The 14,030-nt window shown below is 68.4% G+C and carries 13 protein-coding genes and 1 pseudogene; 13 read left to right on the plus strand and 1 reads right to left on the minus strand.

The features are described from left to right. Positions 1-8 precede the first annotated feature (8 nt). A complete protein-coding gene (gene ppgK / locus OG352_RS27895) occupies positions 9-755 on the plus strand; it encodes a polyphosphate--glucose phosphotransferase (protein WP_329220667.1) in 747 nt (248 codons plus the stop codon). Positions 756-808: 53 nt separating this feature from the next. Here the strand turns inward: ppgK and OG352_RS27900 are convergent, their stop codons facing one another. Continuing rightward, positions 809-1,198, minus strand: a complete 390-nt coding sequence (locus OG352_RS27900; protein WP_443072357.1) for a DUF6542 domain-containing protein — start codon at positions 1,196-1,198, stop codon at positions 809-811. Positions 1,199-1,778: 580 nt separating this feature from the next. Between OG352_RS27900 and ychF the strand changes: the two genes are divergently transcribed. From ychF to OG352_RS27960, 12 genes and pseudogenes are all read left to right on the plus strand, one after another. Then, entirely contained in the window at positions 1,779-2,867 is a 1,089-nt protein-coding gene (gene ychF, locus OG352_RS27905; protein WP_329220669.1) for a redox-regulated ATPase YchF, read from the plus strand. Positions 2,868-3,147: 280 nt separating this feature from the next. After that, a pseudogene (locus OG352_RS27910) lies at positions 3,148-3,240 on the plus strand (DNA-binding response regulator); the annotation flags it as partial. A gap of 648 nt (positions 3,241-3,888) precedes the next feature. Beyond that, positions 3,889-4,491: a YybH family protein gene (locus OG352_RS27915; protein WP_329220671.1), complete on the plus strand. Its 603-nt coding sequence runs from the start codon at positions 3,889-3,891 to the stop codon at positions 4,489-4,491. 204 nt (positions 4,492-4,695) lie between these two features. Then, complete coding sequence (locus OG352_RS27920) at positions 4,696-5,904, plus strand: 3-deoxy-7-phosphoheptulonate synthase (RefSeq protein WP_329220672.1); 1,209 nt, start codon at positions 4,696-4,698, stop codon at positions 5,902-5,904. Then, positions 5,892-6,515 carry an isochorismatase family protein gene (locus OG352_RS27925; protein WP_329220673.1) on the plus strand — a complete coding sequence of 208 codons (624 nt, stop codon included), beginning with the start codon at positions 5,892-5,894 and terminating at the stop codon, positions 6,513-6,515. The genes OG352_RS27920 and OG352_RS27925 overlap by 13 nt, the downstream gene beginning before the upstream one ends. Continuing rightward, positions 6,512-8,416 carry an anthranilate synthase family protein gene (locus OG352_RS27930; RefSeq protein ID WP_329220674.1) on the plus strand — a complete coding sequence of 635 codons (1,905 nt, stop codon included), beginning with the start codon at positions 6,512-6,514 and terminating at the stop codon, positions 8,414-8,416. The genes OG352_RS27925 and OG352_RS27930 overlap by 4 nt, the downstream gene beginning before the upstream one ends. Continuing rightward, complete coding sequence (locus tag OG352_RS27935; RefSeq protein ID WP_329220676.1) at positions 8,413-8,760, plus strand: hypothetical protein; 348 nt, start codon at positions 8,413-8,415, stop codon at positions 8,758-8,760. The genes OG352_RS27930 and OG352_RS27935 overlap by 4 nt, the downstream gene beginning before the upstream one ends. Then, positions 8,757-9,377: a phenazine biosynthesis FMN-dependent oxidase PhzG gene (phzG, locus tag OG352_RS27940; protein ID WP_329220678.1), complete on the plus strand. Its 621-nt coding sequence runs from the start codon at positions 8,757-8,759 to the stop codon at positions 9,375-9,377. The genes OG352_RS27935 and phzG overlap by 4 nt, the downstream gene beginning before the upstream one ends. Positions 9,378-9,420: 43 nt before the next feature. Beyond that, positions 9,421-11,277: an asparagine synthase (glutamine-hydrolyzing) gene (gene asnB, locus OG352_RS27945; protein WP_329220680.1), complete on the plus strand. Its 1,857-nt coding sequence runs from the start codon at positions 9,421-9,423 to the stop codon at positions 11,275-11,277. Between the two features lie 96 nt (positions 11,278-11,373). Then, the gene (locus tag OG352_RS27950; RefSeq protein WP_329220681.1) at positions 11,374-11,865 is read left to right on the plus strand and encodes a PhzA/PhzB family protein; all 492 of its coding nucleotides are present in this window, start codon (positions 11,374-11,376) and stop codon (positions 11,863-11,865) included. Between the two features lie 107 nt (positions 11,866-11,972). Continuing rightward, a complete protein-coding gene (locus tag OG352_RS27955) occupies positions 11,973-12,383 on the plus strand; it encodes a VOC family protein (RefSeq protein WP_329220682.1) in 411 nt (136 codons plus the stop codon). Between the two features lie 40 nt (positions 12,384-12,423). Then, positions 12,424-13,950 (plus strand): DUF4186 family protein, encoded by a 1,527-nt coding sequence (locus OG352_RS27960; RefSeq protein ID WP_329220683.1) that lies wholly within the window; start codon positions 12,424-12,426, stop codon positions 13,948-13,950. Positions 13,951-14,030: the final 80 nt, after the last annotated feature.

Genomic DNA, 14,030 nt, shown 5'->3' on the forward strand with positions numbered 1-14,030 from the left:
GTAGGGCCATGCAGATCTTCGGCGTGGACATCGGTGGATCCGGGATCAAGGGCGCCCCTGTGGACCTGGACAAGGGCGACCTGGCGGAGGAGCGCTGCAAAGTGCTCACTCCGCACCCGGCGACACCCGAGGGCGTGGCCGACGGTGTGAAGCAGGTCGTCGACCACTTCGGCTGGACCGGCCCGGTGGGCCTCACCTTCCCCGGCGTGGTCACCGACGGCTCCCACATCCGTACGGCGGCCAACGTCGACAAGAGCTGGGTCGACGTGGACGCGCGCACGTTGTTCAGCGAGCGGCTGAGCGGGCTCCCGGTGACCGTGGTCAACGACGCGGACGCGGCGGGCGTCGCCGAGATGGCCTTCGGCGCCGGCCGCGACCGCAGGGGCACGGTGATCCTGCTGACGTTCGGCACGGGCATCGGCAGCGCCCTCTTCACCGACGGCGTCCTCGTCCCCAACACCGAGCTCGGCCACCTGGAGCTGCACGGGCACGACGCCGAGAAGCGCGCCTCCAGCAAGGCCAAGGAGGACGGCGAGCTGACCTGGGAGCACTGGGCCCGCCGCGTCACGAAGTACCTCGCCCACGTCGAGATGCTCTTCTCGCCCGAGCTGTTCATCATCGGCGGCGGCGTCAGCCGCAAGTCGGAGAAGTTCCTGCACCTCATCGAGGGCATCAAGGCGGAGATCGTCCCGGCGCAACTGCAGAACAACGCGGGAATCGTGGGAGCGGCGATGCGGGCGTCGAAGGACAGCTAGCGCGCCACTCCATGGCGATGCGGGAGAGGGGCCAACCGCAGGCCAGCGGCGCGCTAGCGGCGGTTCGTGGTGTGTCGGAGGGCCGCCGCTCGGCGCAGCCCGCGGGCCAGGATGGTCAGCGCCGCCAGGAGCGTCCCCCCGTACAGCCAGCCGGCCTGGGTGGCGAGCGCCGTGACCAGCCCCATCAGCCGCGCCCCGGTCCCGTTCCCGCTCTCGGCGACGGGCAGCAGCCCCGCGGCGAAGGCGATCGGCGCGACCACGGGCGCGGACAGCAGGTCGGCCCCGCGCACCCACAGGGCGGTCAGCAGGCACACGGGCAGGAACAGCACGCTGTACACCGTCAACGAGCCCCCGAACAGCACCTGATCAAGACACCCGACCACGACCATCAACGCCCCGCTGAACAGCCCCCCACCGAGCCCGGTGAGCCGGGGATTCGGCATCCGCTGCCCCAAGCGCCCCAAGCGCCCCCTGGGCGGCACGGGCTGCAGCCCGCCAGGGGAGAGCCGAGCCCGAGCCCCACCGGAGGGCGAAACGCCGCCACCACCCCGCCCCAGACCCCCTTCAGCCCGCGCCGATGCGTCGCCGGTTCGTGCGGCCGGTGCAGGGCGGGCGGGCCCCGTGGTGGGGCGTGGCTGGTTACGGCCTCGCTCCCAGCCCGCCTGAGGCGGAAGGGGTGGAAGAGGCGGAAGAGTTGGCAGCGATGACAGGGCTGGAAGGTATGGAGGAGCTGGGAGGGATGAAAGGGCTGGGAGGGATGAAAGGGGTGGCGGTGTGTCGCGGTGGGTGGTGGCTTGGTCCGGGGGGCGTGTCCTGTGTTGCTCCACTGGACAAACTTAGGTCGGTTTATGTGCCGAATCGGGTGTCGGACACGCCGTGGGGCGGAGCTTGGCCATGCGTTCGACCGGTCCGCCGGGGCGGGGCCGGGCACGCCGTAAACTGGTGGACCGGCCGGCCCTCTGGCCCCGGCCCGCTCACTACGGGATCCGGCCCCCTGGCCCTCTCACTACGGGAAGTCGCAACGTGTCGCTCACGATCGGAATCGTCGGTCTGCCGAATGTCGGCAAGTCGACCCTGTTCAACGCCCTGACCAAGAACGACGTGCTGGCGGCCAACTACCCGTTCGCCACGATCGAGCCGAACGTCGGCGTGGTCGGCGTCCCCGACGCGCGCCTGACGAAACTGGCCGAGATCTTCTCCTCCCAGAAGATCCTCCCGGCGACCGTCGACTTCGTCGACATCGCGGGCATCGTGAAGGGTGCTTCGGAGGGCGAGGGCCTGGGCAACAAGTTCCTGGCGAACATTCGCGAATCCGACGCGATCTGCCAGGTCATCCGCGCCTTCAAGGACGAGAACGTCGTCCACGTCGACGGCAAGGTCTCGCCCAAGGACGACATCGAGACGATCAACACCGAGCTGATCCTCGCCGACCTCCAGACCATCGAGAAGGTCCTGCCGCGCCTCCAGAAGGAGTCGCGCATCAAGAAGGACGTCGTTCCGAAGGTCGCGGCGGTCGAGGCGGCGAAGGAGATCCTGGAGAGGGGCGACACCCTCTTCTCCCAGGGCGTCGTCCAGGGCTCGGGCAAGGAGGAACTCCTCCACGACCTGCACCTGTTGACGACGAAGCCCTTCCTCTACGTCTTCAACGTCGACGAGGACGAACTGACCGACGAGGCGTTCAAGGCCGAGCAGAGCGCCCTGGTCGCCCCCGCCGAGGCGATCTTCCTCAACGCCAAGCTGGAGCAGGACCTCGCCGAGCTGGACGAGGAGGACGCGATGGAACTCCTGGAGTCGGTCGGCGCCGAGGAGCCCGGCCTCGCCACCCTCGCCCGCGTCGGCTTCAACACCCTCGGCCTCCAGACGTACCTCACGGCCGGCCCCAAGGAATCCCGCGCCTGGACCATCAAGAAGGGCGCGACCGCCCCCGAGGCCGCCGGAGTCATCCACACCGACTTCCAGAAGGGCTTCATCAAGGCAGAGGTCATCTCCTTCGCCGACCTGGTGGACACCGGTTCGGTCGCCGAGGCCCGAGCGAAGGGCAAGGCCCGCATGGAGGGCAAGGAGTACGTGATGCAGGACGGCGACGTCGTGGAGTTCCGCTTCAATGTGTAGCGGGTGACCTACCACCACGTCGCTGGTCTGGCAAACATGCACGTCAGGCCGGGGTCCGACTCTCCCGAGTCGGGCCCCTAGTTTTTCCCGTGCTGGGATGGTGCTGGGAAACCTGATCCCCCGTCACCTGTCATCACCCCTGCTCACCCCTACCGTGCTGGGATCCTGCTGGGATCCTGCTGGGATGCCGGTGAGGCTCCCGTGCTGGTTCGCAAGGCGCAACCTCGCAAAGGAGGGAGCGGGCACTGCCAACTGCCTGCACCAGTCGTCCCTCGGCGTCAATGGCCTGACGAAGCTCGGTCTGCGGGATCGCACCCCGGCGGTAATCGCCGTGTACGAAACGGGACTTGTGGTGCCGGGCAGTCGCCGGTGAAAACGAGCACGTACGTGTCGTCCGAGCACGTCACCTGTCGTCCGAGCACGTCACCTGTCGTCCGAGCACGACACCTGTCGTCCGAGCACGACACCTGTCGTATACAACCGCTCTCCGGTTCTCGGGCAGGCACCCGGCGGAGAACACTGCGAATCCGCTCGTCACACGGCCGAGCGCGCGGTCGGCAGCACCCTCCCGAGCGCGTGGTGCTTCCTGCAACAGCCCTGCTCAGCCGGTGTCCGCAGCGTGTCTGATCCGGCCGGCACGGCCAATGTGACGAGGGCCACTCGAAGATGATTTAGTGGCGCTGGTGAGGATCTGGCGCAAATTGAGCGCTCTGGCCTCCGGAATCTGAAGTTCCTGGCTGTCGGTCGCCGCTTCCTCCCCTTGCTCGGCCCCCTGTCGGATGGCGTTCCAGAAACGGCGATGTCCGCAGGTCTTCGTGATTGATTAATGTTCCACTTCGGCACCCGGCGTCGATGAAATGCAAGATCGACATTGCGTCCATTTTCGGAAGGTTGACGGGAGTCGACTCCGAATGTTCGATAGCCCTCGTCAAGGGATGGCAAACGGGGGCCTTGGCAGGGGCAACTCCACAGGTGCGCTTTTTTACCTGTTGCCATCTCCCGTTCAGGCATGGGGGATGTTATGAGCAAGGTCAGGCACACGCTTCCGATCGTTGCCGCAGCCATTGCGCTGACGGCCGGCAGTATCGCTGTCCCCGCCATTTTCCAGGCCGAAACGGCCAACGCATCGCCGGTATCGGCCAATTCTGCTGCCGTCACGGACCCGGCGGAAGGCATGGGGGAACGGAACACCGCTCGCACCCCGGCCGCTTTGCTGCAGCTCTTGGGCGAGCGGATCCAGGCCAAGGACATAGACGGCATCATCGCCCTCCACGAGAAAGATGCGGCGCTCGTCAACTACGACGGATCGCTTGTCAGGGGCCACACGGCAATCCGGGCGTTCTACGTCGACTGGTTCAAGCTGGATCCGGTACTCAAAGTCAGCCCTCGCCAGACCGTAGAGGCAGGTGGGGCGGCCGGAAGCGGTAATCGCATGGCGGCCATCATGGGTGTTTACACCCTGGAGCAGAATAAGCCGGATGGCACCCGGGAGAGCTTCACCGGGAATTTCTGCGACACCGTGCGTCAGCACGCCAACGGTAAGTGGATGTACGTCCAGGACAATCCGTACCCGCCCCACGGCGGCGGCACCCCGGTCCGCCGTGGAACGTCGTCCCACCACTGATCGGGCCACCTCGGCGGTCACCTCTTCGTTGCGCTCCGCCGACTTGTCGGCAAGCCGTCCGTAAACCCCGCAGTTCCCGGAATAAAGCGTTCCGGGGGCACCATCCTGGCTGCCTCATGGGATTTTGCCATGGGCTTTTGGCAGCGGGGCAGCGGTCAATGCACGAATAGTGAGTTGCCGACGCGTCTGCGGTTTGGAGGACCCTTGAACGTCACCTCATGGGAAGTTGCGCGCGCCCCGGTTACGCGGCAGCAGCCCGAGTGGGGGGACCCGGCACAGGTCGAGCAGGTCCGGGACGCGCTGGCGGCCCTTCCTCCGCTCGTGGAGGCCGAGTCATTGACCAGGCTCCGGGGGTTGCTCGCCGGAGTGGCCGCCGGACAGGCGCAGGTGGTGCAGGCGGGCGACTGCGCGGAGGATCCCGCGGAGTGCACCGCAGATGACGTGGAGCGGAAGACGGGCCTGCTCAATGTGCTCGCCGGCGTCATGAACACGATCACTCAGCAGCCGGTGGTGCGAGTCGGCCGGATCGCGGGCCAGTACGCCAAGCCCCGGTCGGCGCACACCGAGTGGGCCGGCGGCGTCGAGATCCCGGTGTACCGGGGGCACATGGTGAACGGTCCCGAGCCGGATCCGGAAGCACGACGGCCCGATCCCCGACGCCTGCTGGCCGGTTACCGTGCGGCGAGCCGACTCATGGCCGGTCTCTGTCCGACGCGGCAGACGCGCATCGACCCGGCCGTCTGGACCAGCCACGAGGCGCTGCTGCTCGACTACGAGATCCCGATGCTGCGACCGGACCGGGAAGGCCGGCTCGCGCTCACTTCGACACACTGGCCCTGGATCGGCGAGCGGACCCGGCAGCTCGAGGGAGCCCACGTCGCGCTGTTGGCAGAGGTGGCGAACCCCGTGGCGTGCAAGGTCGGGCCGCGTACGACGGTCGCCGAGCTGCTCGGGTTGTGCGAGCGGCTCGACCCAGGGAAGGAACCGGGACGCCTCACCCTGATCGCCCGGATGGGAGCCGACGCGGCGACGGATCTGCTGCCGCCGTTGGTTGCAGCCGTACGCGCCGCCGGACACCCGGTGATCTGGCTGGTCGACCCCATGCACGGGAACACCGTGACCACCGCCGACGGACGCAAGACCCGAATCGTGGAAACGATCGTCCGCGAGGTCACGGCCTTTCAGACCGCCGTGCGAGCGGTCGGCGGAACACCGGGCGGGATCCATCTGGAGACCACTCCCGATCCGGTGACCGAATGTGCCGATACCGCGCACGACACCGACCGGATCGATGACAAGTACACGACGTTGTGCGACCCGCGACTCAACCCCCGTCAGGCGGTGGCCGTCGTGTCGGCCTGGCGGACACGGACGATGACGAACCGAGCCGAGGGAGAACCGTGGCGGGCATAGCCCCGATTTCAGCCTATCCATTGCCGACGGCGGCTGAACTGCCCACCAGTACGGCGCAGTGGACACCCGACCCGAGCCGCGCGGCCCTGCTCGTGCACGACATGCAGCGATACTTCCTCGCGCCCTTCCCCCCGGCGGTACGCGACCCGCTGGTGCGCCACTGCGCACAACTGCGGGAGCGGTGCGCCGAGCTCGGGGTGCCGGTGTTCTACACCGCGCAACCCGGGGGCATGACGGACGAGGATCGCGGCCTGCTCAAAGACTTCTGGGGTCCGGGCATGAGGGTGGACCCCGTCGACCGTCAGATCGTCACGGAGCTCGCACCCCGGCCGGCGGACCAGGTGCTCACCAAGTGGCGCTACAGCGCGTTCTTCCGCTCGGACCTGCTGGCGCAGCTGCGCGCCCAGGGCCGCGACCAGTTGATCGTCTGCGGGGTGTACGCACACGTCGGTGTGCTGGCGACAGCCCTGGAGGCGTTCGCCAACGACATCCAGGTGTTCCTGGTCGCCGACGCCGTCGCCGACTTCTCCGCCGATCACCACCGGCTGGCCCTCGACTACGCGGCCGCTCGCTGCTCGGTGGTCACCACCACCGAGGAGGTCTTCCGATGAACCCGACGCAGCTGCTCGAACACGTGCTGGGCTCCCATCCGGGTGCCTTCGCCCTGCTGCACCGCCCCGAGTCCCTGGGCCCGGACCAGGTGGAGATCCTGCTGGGCCGGGTCGGTTCCCGGGCCCGGCTCGCCGACATCCCGGTGGCCGACGGGACCGGGCGGCCCGGCGAGGCCAGGCACGAGACGCTGGTCCTGGTGCCTCATCAGCAGATCACCGAGCGCGGTTTCGCCGCTGCCGAGGACGGCTCACCGCTGCTCGCGATGGAGGTGACCGACCACGGGCAGATCAGCACGTCCGACGCGCTGAGGGCCCTGCCGGACGAGCCGATCACCCTGGACGGCGGGCGCTTCGAAATCGACGACGAGGCGTACGCGGACATGGTCCGCGCCGTGCTCGACAAGGAGATAGGCACCGGAGAGGGCTCGAACTTCGTCATCAAGCGCTCGTTCGTCACCAGCATCACCGGATACTCGACGCGCAGCGCACTGAGCCTGTTCCGCCGGCTGCTCAGCCGGGAGAGCGGCGCCTACTGGACCTTCGTCGTGCACACCGGCATGCGCACCTTCGTCGGCGCCACACCGGAGCGCCACGTCAGCCTGCGCGACGGCGTCGCGGCGATGACGCCCATCAGCGGCACCTACCGCTACCCGCCCACCGGACCGGTCCTGTCGGAGGTCATGGAGTTCCTCACCGACGGCAAGGAGACCGACGAGCTGTACATGGTCCTCGACGAGGAACTCAAGATGATGGCCCGGGTCTGCCAGGGCGGCGGCCGCGTGACGGGGCCGTTCCTGCGGGAGATGGCCTGGCTCGCGCACACCGAGTACATCATCGAGGGGCGCAGCGACCTCGATCCCCGGGACATCCTGCGGGAGACCATGTTCGCTCCCACCGTGACCGGCAGCCCGCTCGAGAACGCCTGCCGGGTGATCGCCCGCTACGAGCCCCGCGGCCGCGGGTACTACGGGGGTGTCGTGGCCCTCATCGGCCGTGACTCCGACGGCGCGCGCACCATGGACTCGGCCATCCTCATCCGTACCGCCGACATCCGGACCTCGGACGTCGACGGCACCGGTCACGTCGAGGTGGGTGTGGGCGCGACCCTGGTCCGGCACTCCGACCCCGACGCCGAGGTCGCCGAGACCCGCACCAAGGCCGCGGGCGTGCTCGCGGCGCTGGGCGCCGGCGAGCGGCTCGACGCACACCCGCTGATCCAGGAGGCGCTGGGGAGGCGCAACGAGACGATCGCGAACTTCTGGCTCAGCGAGGCCCAGAAGCGTGCGCGGCCCCATCCGTTGCTGGACGGCCGCCGGGTGCTGGTCGTCGACGCCGAGGACACCTTCAGCGCGATGCTGGCCCACCAACTGCGCGCCATCGGCCTGACCGTGGAACTCAGCGGCTTCGACGCGTCCCGCAGCTTCGACGGTTACGACCTCGTCGTCATGGGCCCCGGACCCGGCGACCCGCGGCAGACCGACCACCCCAGGATGGCCCGACTCGCCTCGGACATCGGGGAGTTGCTGTTCCGGCGCATCCCCTTCCTGGCCGTCTGTCTGAGCCATCAGTTGCTCTGCCGGCACCTCGGGCTCGAACTGCGGCGCCGGGACGTCCCGAACCAGGGAACCCAGCGCGAGATCGACCTGTTCGGCTCGCGCGAACGAGTGGGGTTCTACAACTCCTACTCGGCCCGCGCGCAGGCCGACCGGCTGGAGTGGCCCGGTGCCGGCGAGGTGGAGATCTGCGCCGACGCCGGCACGGGCGAGGTGCACGCCCTGCGCGGGCCGCGCTTCGGCTCGGTGCAGTTCCATCTCGAGTCCGTGCTCACCCAGGACGGCGAGCGCGTGCTGGCCGAGCTGCTCGTACCGCTGATGCAGAGCACGGAGGTACTGAACGCATGAAAGCCACCATCTCCTGGTGGGACCTCACCGGGTCCGGCCAGACCATCGACTCCTTACGGCTCTACCTGCGCGACGAGGGCGTGGAACCGTGGACGGAGATCCACGGAATGCGGTTGAAGTTCTGGATCTCCGACCGGGAGACCAACCGCTGGGGCGCCGTGATGCTGTGGGACTCCGGTGCCGACCTGACGGCGCCGATGCCGCCGAACCGGGCCACCGAGCTCATCGGATACCCGCCGACCGTCCGGATGGTGTCCGACGTCGAGGCCATCGTCGAAGGTGTCCACGCAGGTCGGCTGGTCGAACGCGGCCTGGCCTTCGAACCGATCGGGAAGTCATCGTGAGCGCATCGCCCCGACCCCGGACCGTCGAAGAGTTCACCGCCCCGCCCGCCGAACCGATGAAGCTGCTCCACTCCTGGTTCGACAGCGCCGTCGCGGACGCCGTCCGCGAGCCGGGCGCGCTGGCGCTGGCCACCGTCGACGCCCGCGGCCACGTCTCCAACCGGATCGTCCAGGTGCTCACGGTCTGTATGACGGGGCTGGTGTTCGCCAGCCACTCCGACAGCCGCAAGGGCCGGGACCTGGCCGAGACGGGCTGGGCGTCCGGGGTCTTCTACTGGCGCGAGGCCGGCCGCCAGGTGAGCGTGAGCGGCCCGACCGGTCCGCTGCCCGACGAGGACTCCGAGGCCCTCTGGGTGGCCCGGCCCGCCGGCGCGCACCCTATGTCGGTGGCGGCGTACCAGAGTGCGCCGCTGCTGGACGAGGACGCACTGCGGGAGCAGGCCCGGGAACTGGGCCGGGACGGCTCGGCGCTGCCCCGCCCGGACCGTTGGCTGGGCTATCTGCTGGAGCCGGCGTCGGTGGAGTTCTGGCAGACCGATCCCGAGGACCGGTTGCACCAGAGGCTGCGTTACGAACGCGACGGTTCCGGCTGGCGTTCGGTCCGGCTCCAACCCTGACCGTGCTCCGCATCGTGGATTCGACAGGAAGAGAGGCAAGTCGATGTGTGGAATGACGGGCTGGGTCTCGTTCGATCGGGATCTGACTCAGCAGCGGGCGCAGCTGGACGTGATGACGGAGACCATGGCGTGCCGGGGACCGGACGCCCGCGGCGCCTGGCTCGACCGGCATGCGGCAATCGGCCATCGACGGCTGGCGGTCATCGACATCGAAGGCGGCACCCAGCCCATGGTGGTGCCCACCGACGACGGCCCGGTGACCATCACGTACACCGGCGAGGTCTACAACTACACGGAACTCAAGGCCGAGTTGCTGCGCCGGGGCCATCGGTTCCAGACCCGCAGCGACACCGAGGTCGTGCTCCACGGCTACCTGGAGTGGGGCGAAGCGGTCGCAGAACGGCTCAACGGCATGTTCGCTTTCGCCGTCTGGGATTCCAGGGTCGAGAAGCTCGTGATGATCCGCGACCGGATGGGCGTCAAGCCGCTTTACTACTACAGCACCGAGGACGGGGTGATATTCGGCTCCGAGCCGAAGGCGATCCTCGCCAACCCGCTGGCGGACCGCGCCGTCGACCTCGCCGGACTGCGCGAGATGGTCAGCTTCACCCAGACGCCGGGCAGCGCCGTGTGGTGCGGGATGAACGAGGTGGTCCCGGGCGGCCTGGTCACCGTCGACCGCTCAGGCCTGCGCGAGCACCGCTACTGGACGCTGCCCACCCGCCCGCACACCGACGACCTGAAGACCACCGTCGCCACCGTGCGCGAGCTGCTCGAGGACATCGTCAGCCGCCAGCTGGTCTCCGACGTCCCGCGTTGCACCCTGCTCTCCGGCGGCCTGGACTCCAGCGTGATCACCGCGCTGGCCGCCGCCAAGCTCGGCCGGCCCGGGGAGCACGGCGAGCCCGGCGAGAAGGTGCGCAGCTTCGCGGTGGACTTCGCCGGACGGGAGAACGACTTCGTCGCCGACGAACTGCGTGGCACGACGGACGCCCCGTATGCGCGCGAGGTGGGTGCGCACGTCGGCTCGAAGCACGAGTCGATCGTGCTCGACCACGCCGCGATCGCCGACCCGGCGGTGCGCCGGGCCGTGATCACCGCGCGGGACAGTCCGCTCAGCCTCGGCGACATGGACAACTCGCTCTACCTGCTGTTCCGGGCCATCCGGGAGCAGTCCACGGTCGCCCTGTCCGGGGAGTCCGCCGACGAGGTCTTCGGCGGGTACAGGTGGTTCCACCAGCCGGAGGTCCAGGCTGCGCAGACCTTCCCCTGGATGGCCGTCTTCGTCAGCGGCGCGCGGGCCCAGGTGTCCGACCGGTTCAACGCCGACATCACCGCCGCCCTCGACCTGCCTGCCTACATTCGGGACCGCTACTCCGACGCGGTCGGCGAGGTCGAGCGGGCGGAGGGCGAGAGCGACCACGAGATGCGGATGCGGGTGATGTGCCACCTGCATTTGACGCGCTTCGTCCGGATGCTCCTGGAGCGCAAGGACCGGATCAGCATGGCCGTCGGGCTGGAGGTCCGGGTCCCTTTCTGCGACCACCGTCTCGTGGAGTACGTCTACAACACCCCGTGGTCGATGAAGACCTTCGACGGCAGGGAGAAGAGCCTGCTCCGCGCCGCGACCGCCGACCTGCTGCCCAAGTCGGTGCTGGAGCGGGTGAAGGCTCCCTACCCCGCCACTCTGGACCCGGCCTACACCGGTGCGCTGCTGCAGCAGTCCAAGGAATTGCTCACGACCGACGACCCGGTCTTCGATCTGGTCGACCGCAGCTGGCTGGAGGACATCACACGGCGAGACTCGGCCACCATGCCGATCGACGTCCGCAACGGCATGGAGCGGGTGCTCGACCTGAGTACCTGGCTGGACGTCTACCGGCCCGAGCTCCGGCTCTGACGCGGATTCCGGTCGATTCCGGTCGGCGACACCGGCGGCCGGCCGCGCACACCACGTCAATATCCACACCCTGACCATGGATCGAGGAATTACGAGATGGGAACGGAAGACGCCCGGCCCGAGGGGCTCGAAGCCGACCTCGACCTACGCGCCCGGCACCGTGCCGTCGTCGCGGACTACCTGAGCCGCAAGGGTGAGAACCGGCTGACGCGCTATCTGCTCTTCACCGAGGACGGCGGCGCCGGCCTGTGGACCAGCGACACCGGCGAACCGGTCAACTCCCAGGGACACGAGAAGCTCAAGGCGCACGGCGAGTGGTCGCTGCGCATGTTCCCCGACTGGGAGTGGAAGAACGTCGAGATCTTCGAGACACAGGACCCCAACACGTTCTGGGTCGAGTGTGACGGAGAGGGGCAGATCCTCTACCCGGACTACCCGCCGGGCCACTACAGGAACCACTTCATCCACTCGTTCCTTCTCGAGGACGGCAGGATCAAGCAGCAACGCGAGTTCATGAACCCGTTCCAGCAGCTGCGTGCGCTGGGCATCGAGGTGCCGAAGATCAATCGCGGCGGGATCCCCACCTAGGGACTTCCCACCAGGGACTTCCGTCCGCTTTCCACGAACCGGATGCGACGGGCCCGGCCGGTCCGTCGCCCGGTTCATTCGTTCGCACCGACAACGAGGAGTATCAGGTGGGATCTCAGCTCACCCCGTACATCGCCTTCGACGGGGATGCCCGGCAGGCGATGGAGTTCTACCACGAAGTCCTCGGCGGCAAGCTGGAGTTGGGCACGTTCGGCGACTTCGGATCGTCGGAGTCGCCCGACCCCGACAAGATCATGCACGCCACCCTCAGCACCGCGGACGGCTTCACGGTGATGGCGTGGGACGTCCCGGAGCGGGTCCCCTTCAACCCGGGCACCAACGTCGCGCTCTACCTCGGCGGCGACGACGCCGGCCTCCGCGGGTACTTCGAGAAGCTGTCCGTCGGCGGCACCGTGGCGATGCCCCTCAAGAAGCAGATCTGGGGCGACGAGGCCGGCACGTTCGTGGACAGGTTCGGGATCACCTGGATGTTCAACATCACCCGGCAGAAGTCCTGATCACCCACGGGGCTACAGCGTTCGAAGGAGCCCGGGATCGATGGCGGACGAGTGGGACGACAGGCTGGACCGGATCGGGCGGCATCCCTTCCGCGCGAAGTTCCGGCTGCGCGGAAGGGACCGCGCGATGGTCGACCTGCGCGGGATCACCACCGTCCGCAAGCACGCCGAGGATCTGATCGGTCGCAGGCTGGCGCCGGCCGAACCGTGCAACGACGGCCGGCAGACGCCCTACCGGGGGTATCCCGTCTTCGTCGCCCAGCACGCCACCGCGACGTGCTGTCGTACCTGCCTCGCGCGCTGGCACGGCATCCCCGCCGGCCATGCACTCAACGACGCCGAACGGTCCTACGTCGTGGAGATGATCTGCCGGTGGATCGTGAGGCAGTACGCCCCCCCAGCACCCGCCGCCGTAACCAGGCCGAGGCTTCACCGCAGCCCAACGGGTGGAGGGCGAGAGGCAAGTTGTGTCACCAAGCGTGTTGACGAGCTGTGGAAGACCGCGGCGAAGTGGGCCGACCGGCGTGGGCCGGGAGGGCCGGATGGTGAGGGCTCAATGACAGTCGACGTGCAGGCCACCCGAGACGTGGTCGACATCATCACCGGGGGATGGAGGGCACAGGCGCTCTACACCGCGGTCAAACTCGGACTGCCCGACCACATCGAGGCCGGCCGTGACACCGACGCCGAACTTGCCAAGGCGACCGGGGCGAACGAGCAGGGCATTCACCGTCTGATGCGCCTGCTGGTGGCCATGGGCATATTCGAGGGCAGCGAGTCCACCGGCTACCGTGGTACCCAGGTGAGCGCTGCCCTCCTCGAAGGCCCTCAGTCCCTGAGCGACATGTGCCTGCTGTACGGCGAGGAGTTCTACTCCGCGTGGGGTCACGCCCACCACGCCATCAGCACGGAGAGCTCGGGATTCGAAGCCGCCTACGGCCGGCCGTTCTACGAGTACCTGGGTCAGGACGCGGCCACCGCCCGCCGGTTCCAGCTCACCATGAACGCCGCGAGCATGTTCTTCCACCAGGTCCCCGAGGTCTTCGACTTCTCCGGCAAGAAGGTCGTGGACGTGGGCGGCGGCGGCGGGCACCTGCTCGCCACGATCCTCACCGCCACACCGGATGCCGAGGGCACGCTCTTCGACCGCGCGCACATGATGCCCAAGGCACGTGAGCATCTGTCCGCCACCGTCGGCCTGGACCGGGTGGAGCTGGTCGCGGGCGACATGTTCCAGGGCGTCCCGGCGGGCGGGGACGTCTACCTCCTCTGCAGGGTGCTGGCCGGTCACGACGACGAAGCCGTCGTCGGTGTCTTCGAGCGCTGCCGCCGTGCCATGGCGGACGACTCCGCACGGCTGTTGGTCCTCGACCGGTTCGTCGAGGACGAGAACTCCACCGTGCTGCCCGCCCTGTGGGACCTGCACCTCCTGATGACGACGGGCGGTGAACACCGCAGCGTCGAGCGGATCACACGGCTGCTGAACCGCGCAGGCCTGGAGATCGCCGGGACCGCGGAACTTCCCATGGAGACAACCGCCCTGATCGCCGCACCGCGCACCGCGTAACGGCAGAAGAGTACGCAGAGAACATGTCCGGGCGACGTCACCGATCAGAGCGGGACATAACCGCCGGGTGGTGCACGAGC

The sequence above is a fragment of the Streptomyces sp. NBC_01485 genome (assembly GCF_036227125.1).
GTDB lineage: Bacteria > Actinomycetota > Actinomycetes > Streptomycetales > Streptomycetaceae > Streptomyces.